This window comes from Pseudoalteromonas rubra (assembly GCF_005886805.2).
Classification (GTDB): domain Bacteria; phylum Pseudomonadota; class Gammaproteobacteria; order Enterobacterales; family Alteromonadaceae; genus Pseudoalteromonas; species Pseudoalteromonas rubra_D.
In genome coordinates this window covers 367,227-384,126 of the sequence record NZ_CP045430.1, presented here as the reverse complement: position 1 = coordinate 384,126, position 16,900 = coordinate 367,227, and the positions used below count along the sequence as shown (strand labels likewise).

Genomic DNA, 16,900 nt, shown 5'->3' with positions numbered 1-16,900 from the left:
CGGCCTGCTTGAACTAGATTGAAAAATGCACATACTCAAATAAGTAGAGTATGAATGATGTTTTGACAGATTATGGTTGATAAGCTCAAACAGGTAAAGCAGCTCAGAATCAAGCTACTGTTATTGTTAGCTGTTGTGTTTGTGGCACTGGCAGCCATAGTGCCGTTTGTGGTCTCCAGTTTAAATGAACGCAATGACCTGAATTCACATATCGATTCAATCAAAAAAATAACCAGTGAAATCATCTACTATGATGAAGTCCTGACCATGTCATCGCGGATGTACACCTTTACCGGGGATGAAAAATGGTCACAGCGCTATCACTATATTGCCAACACGCTCGATAAAACCTTGTTAGAAGCCAAGGCGTTAGATCCGGCGATTGCTGACGCGATAGCGAAGACCGTGCAGATAAACACACAACTGATAGAAATTGAGACTCAGGCTTTTGCTTTAAGCCGTGCCGGTATGCAGCAGCAGGCTCAAAAAATACTGCTGGATGAAACTTACTTCGCACTCAAATCGCAATATCAGGCAACCGTTTTTGCTGCTCTGGATAAAACCAGGGCACTTAGTGAGACTGAATTGGTAAAACAAAACGAAGTGAAAACCAGCATTTTACTCTCCTCCTTAATTGTATTGACCTTGCTATTTTTGGTTTTCATTGCTTATTTATACCGGCACAACAAACAAGCTGACGCAACGATGGAAGCTTTGCTTAGCTCACTTAACGGCTCGATAGCGCAGTTAAAGGCGACTTCGGAAGAGCTGACATTGGCAAATAAAGCCAAGTCGCAGCTATTGGCGAACATGTCGCACGAGTTCAGAACGCCAATCAACGGTTTGTATGGAGCCCTTCAGCTGTTGCGTAAAGAAAAACTTTCAGCTGAAAGTAGCTCTTTGCTGGATACGGCGATGATGTGCAGTGAAATGCTCTCGACCCTGGTAAATGACATTCTTGATTTCACTCAGATGGAAACGGGCAAGTTGCAACTGGATATCGGTGAATTTGAACTGAATAAAGTTACCAGAGCTGTGGAGCATATATTTCGTCACGAATGTGAGCAGAAAAAACTGCGCTTTGAGTACAAGTTTGATGTAGCGCAAACACTAAGAGTGGGTGATGAACTGCGTCTTAAGCAGGTGCTGATAAACTTGCTCAGTAATGCGGTTAAGTTTACTGTGCAGGGCCGTATCTCTCTGTCTGTGATCGCAGAGGCAAACTCAGAGTGGGTTGATATTGTGATCCGTGATACCGGGATTGGTATGAGCAAGAGCGAGATCACTAAACTCTTCGAGCAATTTGAACAAGGTGATGCATCACCTACCCGGCTTAACGGGGGGACTGGACTGGGCCTGGCAATCGTTAAGTCTCTGGTCGCTGCCATGGAGGGAAAAATTGACATTACCAGCCAGACTGGGGTGGGTACCAGTATCAAAGTCTCTGTGCCACTGCAGCTGGTTGATGCTCAGGAAGATGTGAGCGGTAATCATGGCCAGAATGTGAATGGGGAAGGCTTGTTGCAGGGCTTATCGGTGCTGATTGTTGAAGATAATGCGGTGAATCAAATTATCCTTCAGAAAATGCTGGTGAGCCAGGGGGCCAAAACGGCCGTGGCAAGTAATGGTCAGGATGCAATAGATAAAATGAATTCAGAAGTCCGTTTGGTTCTGATGGACATTCAGATGCCAGTGATGGGCGGCATAGAGGCATTTCAGGTCATCAGAAATCAGTGGCCAATCGTGCCTGTGATAGCGGTAACCGCCAATGTGTTTGATAGCGATATTTCACAGTATGCGGATTTGGGCTTTGATGCCGTTGTGGCCAAACCCATATCTCAATCAGAACTGACTGATACCATTCTTACCAATTGTGTCTGAAAACAGAGCCGCTGTCTGACAGCGACTCATTTTGTTAATCGAATGGTTAGAGATTAATTTGCCGCAAATTCTACGCGTAGTGTCTGATTGGCACTCAATGCGCGGAAGGTGTACTTACTGACAGGACCAATATCAACACCGTTGATGATGACTTTGCTGATGTGCGCACCGGTTGCCGGCGTAAAGTAGAAGGTCTTTCCTTCGTTTGGCGCGATTAGGACGTCGCCATAGGTGTCTCCGTGCGGTGACACTTCACCTAAGTGTTTAACTTTAGTTGCTTGTGCGCGTGTGATCAGTTTCCAGGGATCATAATCAGGCTCCTGCGTGCCAGGTGCGCTGCTGGCGTACCATTTAGCTTCGAAATATTGTCCGTTGTGGTAAACCTGGTCGCCCTTGTAGTAAATGGTGCCTGCGCTGTATGTTGGGCTGGCGCCCACGCTTTGTACTGTTACCACCTTACCATCATTGAGTGGCGCGGGGTGTCGCATCCACTCAACAATGTCTTTAAATGGTACAATCCGCACAATAGGTTGGCCGTTTACTTTCAGGCTCAAGGCGTACTGAATAAATTCCTCGATCGCTTCCTGGCGTTCACGAAATAGCGTGGCGCGATCACCATTGTCATAGGCTGATGCATAAATGTCGGCGTGGGCACCAAACATTAATGGCGCCCGGTTGCCCTGCAGGCGCAAGTGCAAGTTATGTTTAAGTATAGCCAGCACCTCTTGCTTGCTCATGGCGCCACCGACCCACATATTGGTATCAAAGCCGACCATCTTACCGCCCTGTGGTTTTTCAAAGACATTGGATGGCAGTTGCCAGAGCCCGGCGAAGTGGCCGACATCTGGTTTGCCTACACGCTGGGTGGGTGTACCTTGATCCAGCGTGTAGGGCCAGGGGTTATTGGTGCCATTATAATGCTGCCCCCAACCTTCTTCTATGCTGGTATCATAGACAAACTGGTTAGCTTTTAGTGCAGTAAACAAGGCGTTATTATGATTAAGGTATGGCGTTCTGAACCCGGTCATATCGCTGATGGGGATCCCGGGGCCAGCGTTGTCGTTTGGTGCGTCATCCTGCTCATTGGGATCAAAAGGTTTATTAAGCCAGGTTCGTGTCACGAGGATTTCTTCTTCCCACATTTGTTCTGAAAAGTTCCCCGTATCTGGCCCGCCATCATGATGACTCCAGGTATGGTTGCCAATCTCGTGGCCATCCAGCCAGGCATTACGCCAGGCGCGTTTTATACCCACAGGATCATTGGCAGAAGAGTGAATGTAGGCCGCGGTGTTAAAAAAGCTAAAGCGAACTGGCGCCCCATCATAGGTGGCGGCATTATTACTGCCCTGTGCATTTTGCAGGTGACGGGTATAGCCGGTTATCCAGTCCATCCCTTCCTTAGAGCCATTGTCATCAAAGCCGATAGACACAAACAAAGGAACCTGGACCGGGCGCAATGCCGCAGGTGGCATCTGGCTCCATGGTTGGTTATCTGAATAGTCATAATTTTGTGTCTCTGCGCTGTGGGCTATGTCTGTGTAGGGTAAAGGTGCAGCTTCAATGCCGGTGTTCTGGGCCATAGAAGGGTGGGAAAAAGACAAGCCTGATAAAATGCCAAACGTTAATGCTGAAAGTGTAAATTTCATGGCGATTTCCTTTTAATGAGTTAACGCTAAGAGTTGTATTTAGTGTACTCAAAAGGGGTATTTTGTGGAGTGATTTAGTCTTGATTCAGCGCTCTGTTTGATGTGCCACAAACTTACGGTGAGAAATAATATAATCAAATTAATCATTGATTTAAGTCAATACGGATGGGAAAGAAATTGCGCGTTGATTGGCAGCAAAGCCACCGGGCGGTGCACTTTGCTGATGGGGTAAATACGTGTGCTTGTTTAACCGAGCTTGCTTAACTTGGTGATAATATTATTACTGGCTTGTTCAACCAAATCGAGCACCAGTTCAAATCCGTCCCCGCCACCATAATAGGGATCGGGCACTTCGTCATGAGGCTGCTCACCGTAGCGTAAAAACAACGCCAGTTTGTACTGGTATTGCCCGGGGCATTTAGCGTGCAGATCGGCCAGGTTTTGCTCATCGGCGCACAGGATCAAATCAAAATACTCAAAGTCTTGTGGCTGAACTTGTCTGGCCCTGATTGATGACAGGTTATAGCCACGCTTATGCGCGGCTGCTGCACTGCGCCTGTCAGGTGGGTTACCCTGGTGATAAGCAATTGTACCCGCAGAATCGACCTCAAGATTGAGTCCCTGTTGCATTGCTGTGTGTTTTAATACCGCTTCCATCGTGGGAGAGCGGCAGATATTACCCATACAGACGACTAAAACTCTGGCCGGCTTATTATCATGAAGGAAATCACTCATAGAAGGGTCCTTTTACGGTTAATCCAGGGCTGCCCTATCAAAGCAGCCCAAAGTACCCCTCATCATATCAGACTTTTATGGCAATACCTGGATCAATCACAGGCTCTCATGTGGGCCAAATACTTCGTACAAAATCCTTGAGTTATTAACGCCCAGCGTAATCAGCTGTTGTTTGATGTCAGCCATGAAAGGCGTTGGGCCACACAGGTAAAACTCTCCATGTTCAAGGGGCAGTGAGCTACTCAGCGGCGCAAGGCGCATACGCCCTGCATGATTGTTTGTACAGACAAGGTCGTTCTGATTTTCTTCCAACCAGGTATGGACGGTGAGCATCGGCAGTGATTGAGCCGCGCTGGTCAGTTCAGCGTGAAAACTCTGTTGTGCCGGGTTGCGGCACGCATGAAGGAAGTACAGGGGTTGATTAAATGCCTGGTCTGCCAGTGTATGTAACATTGACATCATGGGCGTAATACCAACCCCAGCGCTGATTAATACCTTAGGTGCACGTGTTTGCCTGAGTACGAATTCCCCCGCAGGCGGCATAACGTCCAGTTCATCACCTTCACGCAAACGATGTAAATAGCCTGAAACCAGATTATCCCGTTTGACGGAAATGCGGTAAAACTGCGAATTGGAGGTATGAGATAAAGAGTACTGACGGATCTGCTGATGGCTTTCTCCCGGGATACGACATTGAATGGCAAGGAATTGTCCTGCCTGGTAGGGCATTACGGGTTGCGCATTAAGGGGTTTTAGATAAAAACTCTTCACCAGTTCAGATTCGCTGACAATTTTGCTGATGTAGAAACGACGTGTGCCTCGCCAGCCACCATTGAGCTGTTCAGCTTGTCGGTAAATGCCTTCTTCCTGAGTAATGAACAAATCGGCCAGGAATGAATAGGCTTCAGCCCATGCTTGTTCTATCTCTTTTGTAAATTGGTGCACAAACATTTCACGTAAAGTGGCGAGCAAATGCTCTCCAACAATGGGATAGTGATGTGGTTGTATGCTGAGACTGGCATGTTTATGGTTGATCCGGGCAATAGCTTCAGTCAGGACCTCAGGTTGATCCAGGTAGGTTGCATAGGCGGCCAGGGCATTGAAAAGCGCAAACTGTTGTTTGCCTGAACGTTGGTTGCTGAGGTTAAAAATATCGAGCAACTCAGGGTTGTGAGCGAACATACGCTGATAAAAGTGTTCTGTAACCTCAACACCAGCATTAGCCAGTAAGGGAATTGACTGTTTAACCAGGGTAATTGTTCGTTGAGAAAGCATAAAAACTCCTAATGAAATCACTTTGCAGTGAAGTGGTATAGATACATAAAAATGAGAAAATTAACCACGACGTCCATCTGCGCGCTTGCGCATCAGCATGGGGCCATAGATAAAGACAAACAGCGCAAAACCGGCAGACCAAATCAGAGCACTCAGTTGCCAGGCCATATGTGGGCTTATGTGTTCGCCAAGCAGGCTTCGGATCAGTGCACTGAGTGCAATAAGAAGGAACGCCACTGAGATCAGAGGATGCGGTGTTAAAGGGCGGGCCGTATGGCCCAGTGCTACCCGAGACATCATTGCCAGGATCATCATGCCCATACCGCCCACAGTGATCAGATGAAGGGCATCTTTGGCTTGCCAGACACTGCTAAAGTAGGCTGCGCCGAACCCAACCAGGCCTGCAGCCATCATCAGATAAGCCAGATATAGGGACCAGAGTAGGGGCACCGTGAATATGCGGTACTGAAACCACATGACAGCGCGAATGAGGTGTAACAGTCCAGCCAGGATAAGCAGATAACCAGGTACAACAGTGAGCTTTAGAAAATGGTGAGCAAAAAAACCGCCAAGACCAGTCAGTGACACGAGCATGAGTAGCTTATCGAGCTTTGGTGTGCGCTGCTGTTGCGGTAATCCCAAACCGCGAGAGATAAAAAATGGCACGACGCGACCACCCAGTATGCTGATCAGCAATGTAAAACCTAACACAGCCATTTGACTAAGCAGGCCCGCCAGTTCAAAAGCGTGCTGACTGAGCATCACAATAAACACCAGGTTCAGTGTTGCCAGCAATGCCAGTACAGGCACAAACAGGTAATTTTTGTTGTTATGTACCTGAAGCACTACCCAACTAAAATGGCAGATGGCAATCAGCCAGAATGCACCTTGTAAGATGATCAGCCACAGTAGTGGCAGATCAGCGCTGAATGCGACAATTCTGGCGCTGATCCATATTATGCAAAGCCCCAGCAAAGGCCAGCCGTTCAGTGTACTGACGCCTGTCCAGTTCTTCGCTGCTGTAAATAAAAAGCCGATTGCAATGGCGCTGGCAAAACCAAACAGCATTTCGTGCGCGTGCCAAAGCGTAGCAGGGAAGGAATTAGACCAGCTAAGATTGCCAGTTAGTATGGCAAACCAAAGCAGCATAGCGATACAAGCCCACAGGCTGCCAAGCAAAAACAGCGGTCTAAATGCCAGCATAAGCAACGGAGTATGCTGAAGCTGGTACCATTTTGCAGAGTCTGACATTGGTTCTTCGAGGTTAAGCAGGGCCATTAGCGCACCTCCAGTCCAAGGTTGTACTGGCACAAACAGCGTATTACGTAGCTGATTTTAAGCAGGGTTGCGAAAACAATTGTACTGACGTGAGCCGTAATTTGTGCAGACAAAGACAAGTAGTGGTCGAAGGCATAGCTGGCAAGTACTGCAAGTAAAAAACCAGTCAGGCTGAGCATCAGGCACTGGTTGGCATAGGGAAGTGTTTGGCGATAATGTTTCATAGGTACCTTTACATAGCAGAGTGAGTCAAACTGGTTATATAAAGGGCATGAAGCGTGCCAGATTTAATTTTCAATTAAAACAATTAGTTGTTGATTTGTTATTTGCCTTAATGGGTCATAATGACCTATACTGTGTGGGTCTATAAAACTTTAATAGGTCATTTTGACTTGGATCAGAGAACGTTATCGCATTTGCTCGGTATCAGTACCGAGTTGGCACAGCAACTTCCCCGCCTGAATGAGGGAGATGTCAGCGTGTTTAGCCACGCTTTGGTACGCGCGGTACAGAGTGTGGTCACAGCCGATGCCATCGCAGTATTACGCTGCGAGCAGGGGATTGCTTTTCCGCTTGCATGCTCGGGGCTTGCGCCTGAGGCGATGGGGAGGCGTTTTGTGATCAATGACCACCCCAGATTGGCGGCCATAGCCAGCGCGACACAGCCTCAGGTATTTGCAGCAGAGTGTGACTTGCCGGACCCTTATGACGGACTTTTACTGGCCACCACCGGGGTTTTGCCAGTACATGCTTGTATGGGCTTTTCGCTTTATCAGGATGAACAGCTACTTGGTATGATCACCTTTGATAGTCTTACCCCCAGTGCTTTTAAAGAGGTGGCATTGCCTATGTTAGCGATGTTGCAGTCGCTGGTTGCGGCGCATTTTGCAACTGCGCTGAACCTGGCAACCCTCTCTGAGCGGGCCCGACATGGTATGGCGATGCTCAGAGAGATAAGCCATCAGCGCTTTACTATGGTAGGTGAGAGTGAGGTGATGCAAAGGCTCAAGCAGGATATTGATTTGGTCGCTAATTCTGAATTGAGTGTGTTGATCCAGGGAGAAACTGGCACAGGCAAAGAGCTGGTGGCACGGCGTATTCATGAGCACTCATCGCGCTGTCAGGGTCCTTTTGTCCAGGTTAACTGCGCCTCTTTAAGTGAAAATCTGGCCGAGAGCGAATTTTTTGGTCACCGCAAAGGGGCGTTTACCGGTGCTGACAGACATCGCGAAGGTAAGTTTCTGGTTGCTCATGGCGGCACTTTATTTCTCGATGAAATAGGAGAGCTGCCTCTGAGTATGCAAAGTAAATTGCTGCGGGCACTGCAAAGCGGCGAGATTCAACCCGTTGGCACGGACAAGCCCCAGTATGTTGATGTGCGGATCGTTGCTGCAACTAACCGGGACTTGCGTCAGGAAGTCGAGGAAGGCCGCTTTCGGGCCGATTTATATCATCGCCTTAGCGTCTATCCGTTGCAGGTTCCGCCTCTTAGAAGCAGAGCGCAGGACATCGAGCCCCTGGCGGGGTTTTTTATTGAGCAACTGCGCAAAAAACTGGGTGTCCGCCAGTTGGTGCTCTCTGCGCGCTTTCTTAAGCAACTAAGAGAACATGACTGGCCTGGCAATGTACGTGAGCTGGAACATGTCCTCAGCCGTGCTGCGCTGAAGGCAAAGCATCTTGCCCGCGAGGAGGATATTGTCGAGGTTGATGTCATGCATAGTGTTCAGTGGCGTGACAATGGCACGAATGCGTTAGCAGTTGATCAGGATAAGGGTGTTGCATCTGTGCAACTCTCCTCAGCACAAACGCTCAAGGCAGCCACAGAAGCGTTTCAGAAGAGCCTGATCAAGGCTCGTTTACAGGCTAATGCACTCAACTGGGCTGCAACGGCGCGTGAGCTGTCGGTTGATCGGACAAACCTGGTGCGTCTGGCAAAACGTCTGGGAATAGAAACAGTCAAAAAGCTGAATTAATCATCTACGGATGTTTTTAAAAATGAAGTAACGAAATCAGGACTGTTATTCGCAATGAAAATTGTTCTTACTAAGTTTATAAGTTGTTTATTTTAAAAGAATATATTAAGTAATTTATTAGTTTTAATCGGTCTTGCTAAGTTGTGATTTTGTTCTAGTTTTATAAGGCGTCTAACTATTCCTTATTGAGGGGGCCCTATGCAGGGTAGCAAGCAAGTAATAGCAGCACTAAATCAAGTTTTAACACTCGAGCTGACATCTATTAACCAGTACTTTTTGCACGCACGCATGTGGAAAAACTGGGGCATTGAAGAGCTCAATGAGAAAGCCTATAAAAAATCCATCAAAGACATGAAGCAGGCCGATGATTTAATCGAGCGGATATTGTTCCTGGAGGGCCTGCCAAACCTTCAACACTTGGAAAAACTCCGTATTGGTGAGCATACCGAAGAAATGCTCAGTTGTGATATGGCGTTTGAAATGGAGCAACTTCCGGTGTTACGCAGTGCCATTGAGTTGTGTGAAAAAGAGCAGGACTATGTCAGTCGCGAGCTGCTCGAAGATATCCTGGAATATGAGGAAGACTATGTCGATTGGCTGGAAACCCAGCAGTTCCTCATCAAAAACTGCGGCATAGAAAACTATCTGCAATCGCAAATTGAGGAGTAAGACATGCAAGGTTCTCAAAAAGTAATTGATTTACTCAATAAGCAGCTGACCCTGGAGTTGTCGTCAATGGACCAGTATTTGGCTCATTCTAAAATGTACGAAGACTGGGGTCTGTCCAGGTTGCACCACAAGCTGGCGCATGAGTACGAAGAAGAGTTGGATCATGCAAAACGTATTACTGAACGCATTTTATTCCTTGAAGGCACGCCTGATACTGCTTCAAGAGCACCGATCAAAGTCGGTGAAAATGTACAGGAAATGCTGGAAAACGATCTGGCCGCAGAGATTACCGTTAAAGATCACCTGAAAAAGGTGATTGCGGTGTGTGAAGAAGAGCAGGATTATGTGTCGCGCGAGATGCTTGAGGCGTTGCTTGATGACACGGAAATGGACCATATTTACTGGCTGGAACAACATATTGGCCTGATTAAACTAATCGGCTTACCTAATTATATTCAGAGCCAGATGTCAGGTGGGGATCCTACCTGAGCATAAGGCCACAACGCTATCTATAAGGAGGCTTTGCCTCCTTTTTTCATGCCGATTTAAACTCAGTCTTGGACTTGCCAAACGACGTATTCGCAGGGATACTTGCCGCCATGACAACAGGTGGCATAGTGCCCCGAAACGGAGAAGTAAATTGGAGAGACAGGTCGCCTGCCTGATTGAGGCATGTAAACAGCTGGGGTTAAGATATGAATGCATCGACCAGGAACAAAACCTGGTACGGGTATACTTTAACCATGGCGTCGAGTACTTTGAACTAAATAAAACCCCGTTTAACTCCGAATCCATCTACGGTATATGCAGGGATAAAATGCACTCATATCAAGCCTTTAATCAAGTTGTCACTATGCCTGACACTCTTTCATTTCTCGATCCAAATGTACCGGATGAGTATAAGCACTACCTGCAATATCAAACCATGGATGAGATTGTTGTGGCCGTCGAGCGCCAGTTTGGTTACCCGGTGGTGGTGAAAAGTAACAGTGGTGCGCTGGGGATAAATGTCCATTTGTGCCACGATCAAACATCGCTTATTGCCGCCTTTACTGAGATATTTAACGGCCAGTCAAAACACTATGATTATCTTGCGTTGGCGCAGGCGTATGTTGAGAACAAGGCTGAATATCGTCTGGTTTGCGGTTTTGGTGAACCTTTACTGGCATATAAAAGAGGGATGGCACAGACGTTTAATGTGCGCTACTGGGAAAAGAATGAAGTGGCTACGCTTGAGCAAGACGAGGCCTTGATCACTGCCTTGTTTGAGTTTGTTAAGCCGGTGTTTGAATTGGCAAATATCGGATTCGTTGGCTTTGATATTATTCTCGGCCAGGATGACCAATTTTATCTAATTGAGCTGAACTCCTCCCCTAAATTCAATCACTTGATTATAGATAATCCAGAGCTTGGTCCCTCGGCGGTCGCCAGCATGTACAAAAACATGCTGCTTAAGCTAAATAATCGCGTCGCTTAAGGCTAAACTGTTGGTAATCCTGTCAACGTGCCGAGCTGATTGATGAAATGGTTAAAGGACATAGACAGCAGTTTTGACAAACTGCTGACCGATTGTTATCAAAGACGCGAAATGGAGATGGAACTCCATGTGAACAAGCTGCGCTTTTACGGACTGATTGCTTTGTTTGTTACAGAGCTGGTGATTGGTTTATACAGTATTGGCTGGGACACAACGCTGGTTGTGGTCGACTTGCTCACTATCGCGGTGGTGATTGGCTGGTGTGCACTGGTCGTGCGCTGGGCCAGTTCTGAAGGATATAAACCCTGGCTAAAATATGTGTCTATTCTGTTTGATTACGCGATCATTCTCGTCGTTTCTCTCGAGGTTGAGTCGTTAGACGTTTTTAAGCACTTTTTGCAGGACCTGCACCAGACTGAATTCGAACTAATGCTGGTGAGTGCGCTACTTTTGTTCAATATTATGAGTGCGTTTCGCCAGGGTAAGCTGATTATCTATTACTCTACTTTGTGTTGTGTCGTGACTGGCACACTGGTGTTAGAGCACAGTCATACCGCCAGAGCGATTGAGATCCATGAACAAGTAATCATGATCTGCTCCGGATTTCTTGCCTGGTCTCTGTCTAGTTACATCACCGGAACCTATACTAAATTACGCCATCGTGAGCGGCTCCTGCGCTATCTGCCTGAGCAGCTGGTTAAAGCCGTTGAGCGTGGTGATATAGACATTGAACCCGGCGGAGAGAAGCGTAATGTCACAGTATTGATGGCGGATATTCGGGGCTTTACCCGGCTTTGCGAGCAGCACGACCCAGAAGTGATAACGCAGTTGCTAAATCGTTATTTTTCCCGAATGAGCAGCGTGATTTTTATCCACAGAGGTATGATAGATAAATTCATTGGTGACGCGATTATGGCCGTTTTCGGTACACCCCAGGAAGAAGAGAACAATGCCAAAAATGCCATTGAGGCCGCCAGGGAAATGCTTCAGGCACTGGAGCTGCTAAATCAGGAGTTTATTACAGAAGGGTTGCCTGCCATTAAGATTGGGATTGGTATACACAGTGGCGTTGCGATAGCGGGTAATGTCGGGAGTAGCAGTTGTATGGATTATACTGTGATTGGCGATACCGTTAATGTCGCTGCACGCATTGAGAGCAAAACCAAAGAACTCAAGCATCCACTGCTTATTAGTGAGCAAAGTGTGCTGCAGTCGCAGCTTACGCAACTCAAACGGGTTGCTAAGGTGGAGCTCAGTGGGCGCAGCCAGCCGATAGAGGTTTATCATTATCCCGACTAAAAAGATTGATAAGGTGTTGCACTAAGCAATCTTTTTGAAATAGTCTAACTTTAAATAATCAGTTACTTAACGCGCTAATTTATATGGAACGGATACTGTTAGCTATTCTACTTTGCATTTTGTCTGCCAGTACGTTTGTTTACGCGGCAGAACGGCCAGTGCTACGTATTTACCATGATTCTGACTATAGCAGCCATAGCGCGTCGGCAGAGGCCATGAAGATGGGCTTTAATAGCGCACTTAGGGAGCGTAATTTTGAGGCTCAGGGGTTCAAGCTGCAGTTACTCGAAAAAGACCACCGGGGTAATAGTAATCGTAGTCTGTTGACTATGAGGCGCTTTTTGCAGGATGACAGTGCATTACTGGTCCTTGGCGGATTACATTCACCTCCCTATATAAAGCATCGTGAATTCATTAATCAGCAGGATATTTTGCTGTTGGTCCCCTGGGCTGCAGGCGGGCCGGTAACACGTTATCCGCACGACAATAACTGGGTGTTTAGATTGTCGATTGACGACACCAAAGCCGGAGTGAGGCTGGTAGAGTTTGCTAAGCAAAAGCAGTGTCGCTCATCACATTTGTTGCTGGAGCGTACGCCCTGGGGGAAGTCAAATTATCAGACCATAACCCGCACATTGGGGCAATCGGAAGCCCCCGTGACTTGGTTTAACTGGAATATGAAAATGAATGCCACCAAGATCATGTTGCGAGAGATTGTCGCTGCAGGTCACGATTGTGTGATTTTTGTCGGTAACGCACTGGAAGGCAAACAGTTGGTTAAAGCCGTTGCGCAAATACCACAAACACAGCGCCCAGCCATTATCAGCCACTGGGGTATAACAGGCGGTAACTTTTTTACGCAGGTCGCTGATGAGTTGCGCGCAGGGACCGATTTACATTTCTTACAAAGCTGTTTCTCTTTCCAGCAAAAACCACATTCTGAGTTTGCCGCTAAGGTCTGGCAGCAGTTAGTGGCTTCATATCCTGATAAAGTGATTAATGGCCAGTTTATTCAGTCACCCGCCGGGTTCATTCATGGCTATGATTTAGGTCGGGTGATGCTCAGTGCGCTTGACCAAATTGCCTTAAGCGGTAACGTCAAAAAAGACAGAGCGGCGTTGCGTGATGCACTGGAGGATTTGAAAAAGCCAGTTCAGGGTTTGATTAAAGTATATAAGCAGCCTTTTTCTCGCTGGACAAAGTCACAGCCCGACGCACATGAAGCTCTGGGTCTCGATGATATCTGTATGGCCAGCTATAACGCTGATGGTAGTATCAAGGTGCTAAACAACCAATGAATAACAATGCCGTGAAGTCGCTATTTAAAATGAGCTCCGACAAAGCATTCTATGCATTCTTGTTGTGTAGTCTGGTTTTGTCTGTGTCTTTAAGCCTGGTTATGCTCAGTAACCATGCTGATACCGCCATTAGGCAGGTGCAAACTGAGGTCCGTCAGACCGAAGCACGGTTAGGGGTTAGTAATCTGGGACAGTTTTTACGTACCCGCCTGGTACTCCTTAAAGATCTGGCGCAATATCCTATCCTTGCCAATGGCGTTATGGGGTCAGACATCTCTCGGGCTTCTTTGTCTGACTTTCTGGCTGAGTACCGTATCCTGGGTAAAAAGGAGCCTATCTCTTTATACAATGTCCTTGGCGAGCCGGTGTATCGTAGTAGTCAGGTGTTAACCGCAGAGAAAGAAGAGCGTGAATGGCTGGAGCAGTTACTTGATGGCCGGCTGTCTCACGCCGTGATTTTGCATCGCAATGAGCAATTATTTAGTTTTGTGATTGCTGTGCCCATTGAATATAACGGATTTACGGAGGGGGTGCTGGTTGCTGAGTTTGATACAGATCTGGCCAATCTTCTTGCGCTGGATCTGAGCAATCAGGCTCTGGCAGTAGAGTTGTCTGGGCAATGGGTTGGATACAGTAATGCGGCACCCGATGCTGAGTACGTTGAGCTGCACAATGCTCAAATACAGGGCACGGACATTCATGTCAGTCTGATGATCAGTCAGTCCACCATAGATGATAGCGTCTTTGATTTTATCGTTGAGCTGGGTCAGGCCATTTTTATTGGTTTGTCCCTGTCATTTTTGCTTTTACTCTTTTTTGGTCGTCAATTGCTACTTAATCCGTTTAAGCGACTTCAGACGTCAGAGCAAATGATCAAGAAAAGTGAAGAGCGCTTTAAGTTAGCGATTGAAGGTAGTCACGATGGGATCTGGGACTGGGACATTGAAAGTGGCGATGTATTTTATTCACCGCGCTACAGAGAGTTATTGGGTTACAGCGCATCAGACCACACTGGTTTTCCCGATCGTTTTGAAGTACTTGAGCAGCATTTACACCCAAAAGACAGAAGCACGACATTCTCTGCTTTGCAGGAGCATTTGAATGGCAATGGCGGCTTTGATGTAGAGTTTCGTTTGCGGACCAAGCAGAACGATTACCGTTATTTTCGCTCGAAAGGGCTGGCACTGAGAAATGACTCCGGAAAAGCCATTCGTATGTCAGGTTCTTTGACTGACATCACAGATCAAAAAATGTATCAGGAGGCATTAAGTCAGGCAAAAGAGCACAATGACCTGCTTGCTTATGCCATAGAGTCTTGCGATGTGGGCATTATTATTTCAGATGCCAAAGTATCGGGTCTGCCACTGACCTTCATCAACAGCGCGTTTACCTCTATTACCGGCTATGGCGAGGAAGTACTGGGAACTAACTGCAAGTTTTTGCAAGGTGAAGAAACGGCGCCTGAAGTGGTTGCCAATATGGTAGAGGCGATTAAAGAGCGCAAAGCACACCGCACCGTTATTCTTAATTACACTAAACTGGGTAAGCCATTTTGGAACAATTTGCACATTGCTCCGGTGAGCAACGATCAGGAAGAGCTGGTGGCTTATGTGGGGATTATTCAGGATATTTCTGAGGAAATTGCACAGGAAAGGGCGCTCGCCGAGGCTAAGAGTCAGGCAGAGCAGGCTAGTCGGGCAAAAAGCGAGTTTCTTGCCTCTATGAGCCATGAGATCCGCACTCCAATGAATGGGGTGTTGGGTATGCTCAATTTACTGCTCAGTAATGAGCTCGACGAGCAACAAACACACAGAGTTAAACTGGCTATGAGCAGTGCTAACTCGCTGCTTAACCTGATTAACGACATACTCGATTTTTCTAAAGTGGATGCGGGTAAACTTGAGCTGGAAATGCTCGACTTTGATTTGCGGGGTATGTTTGAAGACTTTGCCGAAGCCGCTGCGTTACAGGCCCAGTGTAAAGGGCTTGAATTGGTGTTGGACACGCTAGACATCGAAGAAAGTTTGGCTAAAGGCGATCCGAGCCGGATCCGCCAGATCCTCGCTAATCTGGTTGGTAATGCCATAAAATTCACTGAGCAAGGTGAGGTCATCATTCAGGGGAAACTGACGGAGCAGGATGATAATGTGCTGCGCCTGGACTGTGCCATTACGGATACTGGCATAGGGATCCCCAAAGCAAAAAGTGCTGCCTTGTTCGATTCATTTTCTCAGGTTGATTCGTCTACGACGAGAAAGTACGGTGGAACGGGGTTGGGCCTGGCAATTGTCAGAAAGCTTTGCCAGCTGATGGGCGGTGATGTCTCGGTTCGAAGTATTGAAGGTGAAGGGAGTACGTTTACCTTTACTGTGCTGCTGGAGAAAAGTGCTCAGTCAAAACAGGTGCTTCCAGACCTGGATATGTCTCAACTTGAGTTACTGGTCGTTGATGATAATCAGACCAACCGAACTGTTTTAGGTCAACAGCTCAGGCATTGGGGGGCTCAGGTATTTGAATCTTCCTCCGGGATTGCTGCGTTAGCAGAGTGTGAAAAGCGCCATCATGATGGTGAGCGTCGAATGTTTGATATTGCATTACTGGATATGCAGATGCCTAATATGGATGGTGCACAATTGGGTAAAACCATCAAAGAAGACAAACGCTTCCAGGGGATCAAACTTATTATGATGACCTCGATAGGCCATCAGGGAGATGCGTCCTTTTTTGCTGATTTGGGCTTTTCGGGGTATTTTCCCAAGCCAGCAACAACCGAAGATCTGTTTAATGCGCTATCAGTGGTTGCTGATGATGGTGAGGCGCTCGCTAATGCCAAGCCTTTGGTTACGACTCATTATCTAAAAAGCATGAAAGATCCGCATCAGGATACAACACCGGTAAAATGGGCACCAAAGCCACGAATCTTGTTAGCAGAGGATAATCAGGTTAATCAGATTGTGACGGTAAGTATGTTGCAAAAGCTCGACATTGAATCTGTCGATGTTGTTAGTGATGGTAATGAGGCACTGCGTAATCTAAGAGAATATCAATACTCAGAGGGGTATTCGCTGGTTTTGATGGACTGTCAGATGCCTGAAATGGATGGGTTTCATGCCACCAAAGCCATTCGCAAAGGGCAGGCGGGTAAGTCAAACATGGACATTACCATAGTGGCGCTCACCGCCAATGCGATGGTGGGTGATGAGAAGAAGTGCCTCGAAGCGGGTATGAATGATTATTTAAGTAAACCTGTATCAATAGAGGCTTTACTGACTTGTCTGAAAAAGCATCTGGACTATGAGCACATAGTAGTAGAAGAATAAAAAGCGCCATGCAATATACGTAATTAGCTTGTGCTTGGTGACCAGACCC

General features: G+C 47.1%; 13 protein-coding genes. 8 read left to right on the top strand and 5 right to left on the bottom strand.

The genetic code is table 11. The features are described 5' to 3' along the window. The first annotated feature begins 72 nt into the window (after positions 1 to 72). Positions 73 to 1,881, top strand: coding sequence for an ATP-binding protein (locus tag CWC22_RS20910; RefSeq protein WP_138539110.1), 1,809 nt, complete (start codon positions 73 to 75; stop codon positions 1,879 to 1,881). A 53-nt stretch (positions 1,882 to 1,934) separates the two neighbouring features. On the opposite strand, the gene CWC22_RS20905 is transcribed toward CWC22_RS20910, so the two are convergent. The 5 genes from CWC22_RS20905 to CWC22_RS20885 all read right to left on the bottom strand — a co-directional run bounded on the left by CWC22_RS20905 (position 1,935) and on the right by CWC22_RS20885 (position 7,039). After that, on the bottom strand, positions 1,935 to 3,527 hold the full coding sequence (locus CWC22_RS20905; protein ID WP_138539111.1) for a hypothetical protein: 1,593 nt from the start codon (positions 3,525 to 3,527) through the stop codon (positions 1,935 to 1,937). Between the two features lie 246 nt (positions 3,528 to 3,773). Next, positions 3,774 to 4,262, bottom strand: coding sequence for a low molecular weight protein-tyrosine-phosphatase (locus tag CWC22_RS20900; protein WP_138539112.1), 489 nt, complete (start codon positions 4,260 to 4,262; stop codon positions 3,774 to 3,776). A 96-nt stretch (positions 4,263 to 4,358) separates the two neighbouring features. Next, on the bottom strand, positions 4,359 to 5,537 hold the full coding sequence (gene hmpA / locus CWC22_RS20895) for an NO-inducible flavohemoprotein (protein ID WP_138539113.1): 1,179 nt from the start codon (positions 5,535 to 5,537) through the stop codon (positions 4,359 to 4,361). Between the two features lie 60 nt (positions 5,538 to 5,597). Continuing rightward, positions 5,598 to 6,815 (bottom strand): NnrS family protein, encoded by a 1,218-nt coding sequence (locus CWC22_RS20890; protein WP_138539114.1) that lies wholly within the window; start codon positions 6,813 to 6,815, stop codon positions 5,598 to 5,600. Beyond that, on the bottom strand, positions 6,815 to 7,039 hold the full coding sequence (locus tag CWC22_RS20885) for a hypothetical protein (RefSeq protein WP_125557445.1): 225 nt from the start codon (positions 7,037 to 7,039) through the stop codon (positions 6,815 to 6,817). Before CWC22_RS20885 ends, CWC22_RS20890 begins: the two co-directional genes overlap by 1 nt. Positions 7,040 to 7,159: 120 nt before the next feature. On the opposite strand from CWC22_RS20885, the gene norR reads away from it, so the two are divergent. The 7 genes from norR (at position 7,160) to CWC22_RS20850 (ending at position 16,851) form a co-directional block, all read left to right on the top strand. Further along, positions 7,160 to 8,788 carry a nitric oxide reductase transcriptional regulator NorR gene (gene norR, locus CWC22_RS20880; protein WP_419144628.1) on the top strand — a complete coding sequence of 543 codons (1,629 nt, stop codon included), beginning with the start codon at positions 7,160 to 7,162 and terminating at the stop codon, positions 8,786 to 8,788. A gap of 198 nt (positions 8,789 to 8,986) precedes the next feature. Beyond that, a complete protein-coding gene (bfr, locus tag CWC22_RS20875) occupies positions 8,987 to 9,457 on the top strand; it encodes a bacterioferritin (RefSeq protein WP_010380638.1) in 471 nt (156 codons plus the stop codon). Positions 9,458 to 9,460: 3 nt separating this feature from the next. Further along, positions 9,461 to 9,946 (top strand): bacterioferritin, encoded by a 486-nt coding sequence (gene bfr / locus CWC22_RS20870; protein ID WP_010380639.1) that lies wholly within the window; start codon positions 9,461 to 9,463, stop codon positions 9,944 to 9,946. A gap of 151 nt (positions 9,947 to 10,097) precedes the next feature. After that, on the top strand, positions 10,098 to 10,934 hold the full coding sequence (locus CWC22_RS20865; RefSeq protein WP_138539115.1) for an ATP-grasp domain-containing protein: 837 nt from the start codon (positions 10,098 to 10,100) through the stop codon (positions 10,932 to 10,934). A 42-nt stretch (positions 10,935 to 10,976) separates the two neighbouring features. Next, positions 10,977 to 12,233, top strand: a complete 1,257-nt coding sequence (locus CWC22_RS20860; RefSeq protein ID WP_138539116.1) for an adenylate/guanylate cyclase domain-containing protein — start codon at positions 10,977 to 10,979, stop codon at positions 12,231 to 12,233. A gap of 83 nt (positions 12,234 to 12,316) precedes the next feature. Then, positions 12,317 to 13,531 (top strand): ABC transporter substrate-binding protein, encoded by a 1,215-nt coding sequence (locus CWC22_RS20855; RefSeq protein WP_171045118.1) that lies wholly within the window; start codon positions 12,317 to 12,319, stop codon positions 13,529 to 13,531. Then, positions 13,528 to 16,851, top strand: a complete 3,324-nt coding sequence (locus CWC22_RS20850; protein ID WP_138539117.1) for a PAS domain-containing hybrid sensor histidine kinase/response regulator — start codon at positions 13,528 to 13,530, stop codon at positions 16,849 to 16,851. The genes CWC22_RS20855 and CWC22_RS20850 overlap by 4 nt, the downstream gene beginning before the upstream one ends. Positions 16,852 to 16,900: the final 49 nt, after the last annotated feature.